We start from the raw sequence: 6,917 nt of genomic DNA on the forward strand, positions 1-6,917 counted from the left end.
GTGCGATCTACGGAAAGGACAAATCCCATGAACGTCGATCGCCGTATTGATGCCCGTCAGGAACGTGCCCGCGCAGCTTTGAACGAGTTGCGGGATTGGGCGGCTTCCGTCACACCGGAAGAAGTAGCCGCACTGGATCCGGCGATTGCGCGGCTCCTGCCCGGGCGGGAAGTGGCCAACTATCCGGATCTCACGCGCCGCTACGATCACGATTTTACCGTGGATGAGGCCTATAAGGCCACAATGCCCGATCTGCAGAACGGGCCGTCCTCGTTGATTGTAGGGGCTAAGGCGCGCATCGGCCATGTGGGGATCTCGAATTTCCGGCTCCCGATCCGTTACCGCCGCCGCGACGGCGGCGAGCGCGAGCTGGAAACCTCGGTCACCGGTACGGTCAGCCTCGAGGCCGAGAAAAAAGGCATCAATATGAGCCGCATCATGCGGTCCTTCTATGCCCATTCCGAGACGGATTTCTCGCTGGATGTGATGGCGGGGGTGCTGGACGATTATAAGGCCGACCTCGAAAGCTTCGATGCACGTCTGGCAATGGCGTTCTCTTACCCGATGCGGCGCGACAGCCTGCGCTCGGGGCTGTCGGGCTGGCAATATTACGATATCGCTCTGGAGTTGATCGAACATAGCGGCCAGCGTCGCAAGATCATGCATCTGGACTATGTCTATAGCTCGACCTGCCCCTGCTCTCTGGAACTGTCAGAGCACGCGCGTTCGCAACGCGGGCAACTGGCGACACCACACTCCCAGCGTTCGGTGGCACGAATCTCCGTGGAGACGCTGCCGGGTGAGCGCCTGTGGTTCGAGGATCTGATCGCGATTGCCCGCCGCCAGATACCCACTGAAACGCAAGTCATGGTGAAGCGGGAAGACGAACAGGCCTTCGCCGAGTTGAATGCCGCTCATCCGATCTTCGTTGAAGATGCCGTAAGAGTACTGGCCGAAGGTCTGAAAGCCGATCCGCGTATCGGCGACTTCCGTGTTGTTGCCAGCCATCAGGAAAGCCTGCACAGCCATGATGCAGTTGCGGTGCTGACAGAAGGGTCGGTCTTTGCATCCGAAAGCCTTGACCCTCGATTGTTTGCGAGCCTGATTCACGGGGGGTAAGAGGCTCTGCCTCTCTTGAGCCTGCGGCTCAATTCACTCCGGGATATTTTTAGCAGCTGGAATGTAGCGTTTGCGCCCTAGTTCCAGCTGCCTGAAATATCCCGGGGGAGGCGCTCGGAACGAGCGACGGGGGCAGAGCCCCCTTTTGGTCGACGGGCATCTTTGCTATGACGGGAACAATGGTAGAACGCTTGGGGCCGGAACATGGCGCGATTTGACGAAGATGACGCATTTGAAGGCGCGGTCAGCCTGTCTGCGCGTGCAATGGCTGGGGCTGTGCCGCGTGCGCTGCCCTATCTTGACGGGTTGAACCCTGCGCAGCGCGAAGCGGTGGAGACTCTGGACGGGCCTGTGTTGATGTTGGCAGGGGCGGGCACGGGGAAGACCAAGGCTCTGACCTGCCGGATTGCGCATCTGATGACTACGGGGCGGGCGCGTCCCAATGAGGTTCTGGCCGTGACCTTCACCAATAAGGCCGCGCGCGAGATGAAGGACCGGATCGGGGCGCTACTTGGCGGCTCGATCGAGGGGATGCCGTGGCTTGGGACGTTCCATTCGGTTTGTGTGAAGCTCTTGCGGCGCCATGCAGAGCTTGTGGGGCTGAAGACCAATTTTACCATTCTGGATACTGACGACCAGATCCGTTTGCTCAAGCAGTTGATCATTGCGGCCAATATGGATGAGAAGCGCTGGCCTGCGCGGATGCTGGCGGGGCTGATTGACGGCTGGAAGAACAAGGCGCTCACGCCCGAGTGTGTGACAGGGGGCGAGACAGCGGCCTTTGATCACCGCGGGTCCGAGCTTTACGCGCAATATCAGGAACGCCTGCGCACGCTGAATGCCGTGGATTTCGGTGATCTTCTTTTGCATATGGTCACGATTTTTCAGAAGTTCCCTGATGTGCTTGAACGCTATCAGCGCTGGTTCAAATATATTCTGGTGGATGAATATCAGGATACCAACGTCGCTCAATATCTCTGGCTGAGGCTTCTGGCGCAGGGGCATAAGAATATCTGCTGTGTGGGCGATGACGACCAGTCGATCTATGGTTGGCGCGGGGCCGAGGTGGGCAATATCCTGCGGTTCGAGCGCGATTTCGCGGGCGCCAAGGTGATCCGGCTTGAACAGAATTACCGCTCGACCGAGCATATTCTGGCGGCGGCCTCGCAGTTGATTTCCGGCAATGAGGGACGTCTGGGGAAGACGCTCTGGACCGAGGAGCAGGGCGGCGAGAAAGTCCGGTTGATCGGCCATTGGGATGGCGAAGAAGAAGCGCGCTGGATCGGTGAGGAAATCGAGGCGCTCTCGCGGGGGACGCGGGGGCTGGCGCCCTATAGCCTGGAAGATCAGGCGATTCTGGTGCGGGCCTCGCATCAGATGCGCGCCTTCGAGGACCGTTTTCTGACCATCGGCATGCCTTACCGTGTGATCGGCGGCCCGCGATTCTATGAGCGCATGGAGATCCGCGATGCCATGGCCTATTTCCGTCTTGCGATCAGCCCCGAGGATGATCTGGCCTTCGAGCGGGTGATCAATACGCCCAAACGGGGCTTGGGCGATAAGGCGCAGCAGAAGATCCAGATCGAGGCGCGGCAGAATGGTGTCAGCCTGCTGGAAGGGGCGCGGCTCTTGCTGGCTCAGGGCGGGATCAGCGGCAAAGGGGCAGGGCAGTTGCGGGCCTTTGTGGCCAATGTTGACCGCTGGAACGAGGTCGTGAGGGCGGCCTCGCCTGCCTCGGCGCGCAGCCCTGCCGATGACGATGATGACCTGTTCGAAGTGCTTGAGGAGGCTGTGCCGCCGGCCCATGATCATTCGCATCTGCGTCTGGCCGAGGAAATTCTGGAGGACTCGGGCTATGTCGCCATGTGGCAGAACGACAAGACCCCCGAGGCTCCGGGTCGTCTGGAAAACCTCAAGGAGCTGATCAAGGCGCTGGAGCAATTCGAGAACCTGCAGGGGTTCTTGGAACATGTCGCGCTGATCATGGATAACGAATCGAAAGATACCGAGGCCAAGGTCACTCTGATGACGCTGCATGGCGCCAAGGGTCTGGAGTTTCCGGTGGTCTTCCTGCCCGGTTGGGAGGATGGTCTTTTCCCCAGCCAGCGCAGCATGGACGAATCGGGGATGAAGGGGCTCGAGGAAGAGCGCCGTCTGGGCTATGTGGGCATCACCCGCGCCGAGGAGGTCTGTTACATTTCTTTTGCAGGCAACCGTCGGGTCTATGGCCAGTGGCAATCGCAGATGCCCTCGCGCTTTATCGACGAGCTGCCCTCGGATCATGTGGATGTCATGACGCCGCCCGGTCTGGGCGGGGGCGCGCCTTCGACGCTGGGCAGCCAGATCGATGCGCGCGCGGCCAGTGCCGATGTCTATAATTCGCCCGGTTGGAAGCGGCTGCAAAGCCGTGGGGTGCACAGCCAGACGCCTTCGCGCCCGCGTGCCGTCACGGTGGAGAACGACTTTGATATCGGCGACCGCGTGTTCCACAAGAAATTCGGCTATGGCGAGGTCATGGGTACCGAGGCCGACAAGCTGGTGGTCGAATTCGACATGGCGGGCACGAAGAAGCTGATCGCCTCTTTCGTGGTGCCCGCCGAGAGCGCCGACGATGTGCCGTTTTAAAGCGTGTTGAACAGTTTGGTGAGGCGCTTTGCCTCGCCATCCAGCCCGAAGGGCGGGTTGATAATGAACATCCCCGAGCCGATCATCCCATGCCCTTCGCGGGCGGGCGGGAAGCGGACCTCATGGGACAGCGCCTCGGGGTATTGGCCCACAAGCCGCGCCACCATTCCCGCCTGCGCGCGGTTTTCCAGAACCGGATACCACAGCGCGATAATGCCGACATTCCAGCGCGTCACCAGCTTGTCGATCAGCTTGGGAATGGCGGTGTAATCTGTCTTCACCTCCCATGAGGGGTCAATCATGATCAGCCCGCGCCGCGGCGTGGGGGGCGTCATGGCCACAGCCATCTCCAGCCCGTCCTTGTTGTGCAGCCGCGCATGGCGCTTCATCACCGGAAACAGCGCCTGATATTCCTGCGGATGCAGTTCACAGACCTGAAGGCTGTCGATCTCGCGCAGGAGGGTCGCGGCGATCAGCGGCGATCCGGGATAGGCATCGGGGCCGTGGGCTTCGCGGGTTTTGGCAATCGCGCGGGCATAGGGATGGTCCGGCTTGAACCAGCCCGCGACCTCGGGGCGCTGGATGCCTTGGGCGGCCTCGCCTGTCTTTACCGCTGAGGCATCCGACAGGTCATACAGCCCGCGCCCGCCATGGGTTTCCAGATAGCTCAGCGGCTTATCCTTGCGGGTCAGATAGTCCAGCATCACCGACAGCAGCGCATGTTTATGCAGGTCTGCCAGATTTCCGGCGTGATAGGCGTGTTGATAGGACAGCATGGCAAAGGCTCCCGGTCGTTTGGGCGGTGATGCCGCGATACGGGCCGTGGCGCAAGGGGGCGCGTGAACAAGGGGCGGATTCGGGGGAATTAAAGAAAAACGGCGACGCCCGGGAGGAGAGGGGCATCGCCGTTCTTGTAGACCAGGGCACTCGGGAGGAGGAGTGAGGGCCCTTGGAAACGGAACGGTTCTCAGGGAGGAGGAGGAGAACCGGTCCTAACGCACGCCTCGGGAGGAGGAGTGAGGCGCGGTATCTGATGCGGTGTCCTCAGGGAGGAGGAGGAGAACACCGCGAAACGATCAGCCCTAGGGAGGAGGAACGGGCTGTCCGTATGCAAATGGGAAGAGGCTTCCCGTGTTTCAAGACCATCGGCGGCGTCTCGAGCCGAAAGAGAAGTCTGGCGGTTCCCCAAGGGAGGAGAAGAGGAACCGCCGACTTCACAAACGCGATCTTCAGGGAGGAGGAGGAGGAGGAAGATCGGCGTATCCGGCTGTGGCGCAACAGGGCCTGTAAAGGGTGGCGGCGGTCTCAGGGAGGAGGAGGAGACAGCCGCCCATTCCTAAGGCTCAGGGAGGAGGAGAGAGCCTATGGAAGCTTATGTTCAGTGACGACCGTAGGCGGCTTCTGCAGCAACGCGGGTCAGCATTGCGCGGCTCATGCCCAGATCATCCAGTTCGCGGGTCGAGAGCGAGCGCAGCTCTGCCAGCGTTTCGTTATAGAGTTTGCGACGAGCGATCGCGTCCTTGAGGGCTTCGATCAGTCCAAAGCCACGGCGGTCTTGGCGGATTTCAGTTGCTACTGCCATTTGCGTATTCCTTTGGGTTCGTGCTTGCGTTCGTGGCGTTTTCGCCTTCTGTTGTCGCTAACATGGCGAAAATGCCGCGTTCGCACAATGGTGACGGCGGCAAGCCCGTCATGCGGAAAGTGCATAACACATTCTGACCTATTTCCCCCTGGATTCGGATATTTCATTGCGTGTGCCCCGTCATGGTTGCGGGAAAACGGCGGGCAGGGCGTTTCGGGGGCTTGAACAGCGCGTCTAAATGGCCACAGTCGGCGAAATTCGAGTTCTGGAGGCCCCGATGACACTCACCAAAGACACCGTTCTGGCAACCCTCGCGCAGGTCAGGCTGCCGCAAGGCGGCACCGTAACAGAGCGCAACCTGATTCACGCGCTGGCAGTCGAGGCGGGTGTGGTGCGATTCGTGCTGGAGGGGGCACAGCAGGCCGAGCTGGAGGCGATCCGGTCGCGGCTCGAGGTCGAGCTGAAGGCTCTGCCGGATCTCAAGAGCCTGTCGATTGTGATCCCCGCCGCCGGACCTGCAGGGGCGAAGGGGCCGACCATAGGCGGGCATCCCAAGAAGCAGTCCGGTCCGCTGCCGGTGGAGGGGGTGAAACATGTGATCGCCGTAGGGTCGGGGAAGGGAGGGGTCGGGAAATCGACCGTTTCCGCCAATCTTGCGGTTGCGCTGGCGCGTCAGGGGGTAAAGGTCGGGCTGCTGGATGCCGATATCTACGGCCCCTCCCAGCCGCGTATGATGGGGGTGTCCAAACGTCCGGCCTCGCCCGATGGCCATACGATCCTGCCGTTGCAGGCGCATGGGGTCACTCTGATGTCGATCGGGTTCATGTTGAAAGAGGACGAGGCGGTGATCTGGCGTGGTCCGATGCTGATGGGGGCGCTGCAGCAGCTTCTTGGGCAGGTGAAATGGGATCATTACGGGCCGCTGGATGTGCTGATCATCGATCTGCCGCCCGGAACGGGAGATATCCAGCTGTCCCTGTGTCAGAAGACCAAGCTTGACGGCGCGGTGATCGTGTCCACCCCGCAGGATATCGCGCTGTTGGATGCGCGCAAGGCGCTGGATATGTTCAAGCGTCTTGGCACGCCGGTGCTGGGCTTGGTCGAGAATATGTCCACCTATATCTGCCCGGAATGCGGCCATGAGGCGCATCTCTTCGGTCATGGCGGGGTGGCCGAGGAGGCCGCGCGGCTTGGTCTGCCGCTTTTGGGGTCTTTGCCGTTGAATATCGAGGTGCGTCTGGCCGCAGATGCGGGGACCCCTGTTGCGGCGGGCGAAACCGCTGTGGCGGCGCCTTATGCGGGGCTGGCCGCGACGCTTGCGCGGGTCGCGGATCTGGTGGGCTGAAGGGCCGGTCCGGTCCGGCGCCCGAGAACGCCGATCCGTGTCGCCCGATCCGGCAAAGCCGTGGCGGGGGCAGGACGGGACCCCGCTGGGAATTCACGGGAACGGGCCACGGGAATTCGCGGGACGGGAAATGACGGGAAACGGTCGGCTTCTGGCGAGGCCGACCGATTCTGATTCTGACTGAGGAGATAGTGGCCCTGCTTCCGATTCGGGGTGCGGTTGGCCGGTTAATCTCCCGTGACGCAG

The 6,917-nt window shown here is 61.4% G+C and carries 5 protein-coding genes; 3 read left to right on the forward strand and 2 right to left on the reverse strand.

Features of this window, described 5'->3' with window-relative positions; translation table 11 throughout:
• Positions 1–27 precede the first annotated feature (27 nt).
• Complete coding sequence (gene folE2 / locus WDB86_RS14485) at positions 28–1,119, forward strand: GTP cyclohydrolase FolE2 (protein WP_339107803.1); 1,092 nt, start codon at positions 28–30, stop codon at positions 1,117–1,119.
• 204 nt (positions 1,120–1,323) lie between these two features.
• Positions 1,324–3,744 (forward strand): ATP-dependent helicase, encoded by a 2,421-nt coding sequence (locus tag WDB86_RS14490; protein ID WP_406736243.1) that lies wholly within the window; start codon positions 1,324–1,326, stop codon positions 3,742–3,744.
• Here the strand turns inward: WDB86_RS14490 and rlmJ are convergent.
• The gene (gene rlmJ, locus WDB86_RS14495; RefSeq protein ID WP_406736244.1) at positions 3,741–4,520 is read right to left on the reverse strand and encodes a 23S rRNA (adenine(2030)-N(6))-methyltransferase RlmJ; all 780 of its coding nucleotides are present in this window, start codon (positions 4,518–4,520) and stop codon (positions 3,741–3,743) included. The genes WDB86_RS14490 and rlmJ overlap by 4 nt on opposite strands.
• A gap of 602 nt (positions 4,521–5,122) precedes the next feature.
• On the reverse strand, positions 5,123–5,326 hold the full coding sequence (locus WDB86_RS14500) for a DUF1127 domain-containing protein (protein ID WP_339107800.1): 204 nt from the start codon (positions 5,324–5,326) through the stop codon (positions 5,123–5,125).
• Positions 5,327–5,603: 277 nt separating this feature from the next.
• On the opposite strand from WDB86_RS14500, the gene WDB86_RS14505 reads away from it, so the two are divergent.
• A complete protein-coding gene (locus WDB86_RS14505; RefSeq protein WP_406736245.1) occupies positions 5,604–6,671 on the forward strand; it encodes a P-loop NTPase in 1,068 nt (355 codons plus the stop codon).
• Positions 6,672–6,917 lie beyond the last annotated feature (246 nt).

The sequence above is a fragment of the Thioclava sp. GXIMD4215 genome, from assembly GCF_045291555.1.
GTDB lineage: Bacteria > Pseudomonadota > Alphaproteobacteria > Rhodobacterales > Rhodobacteraceae > Thioclava > Thioclava litoralis.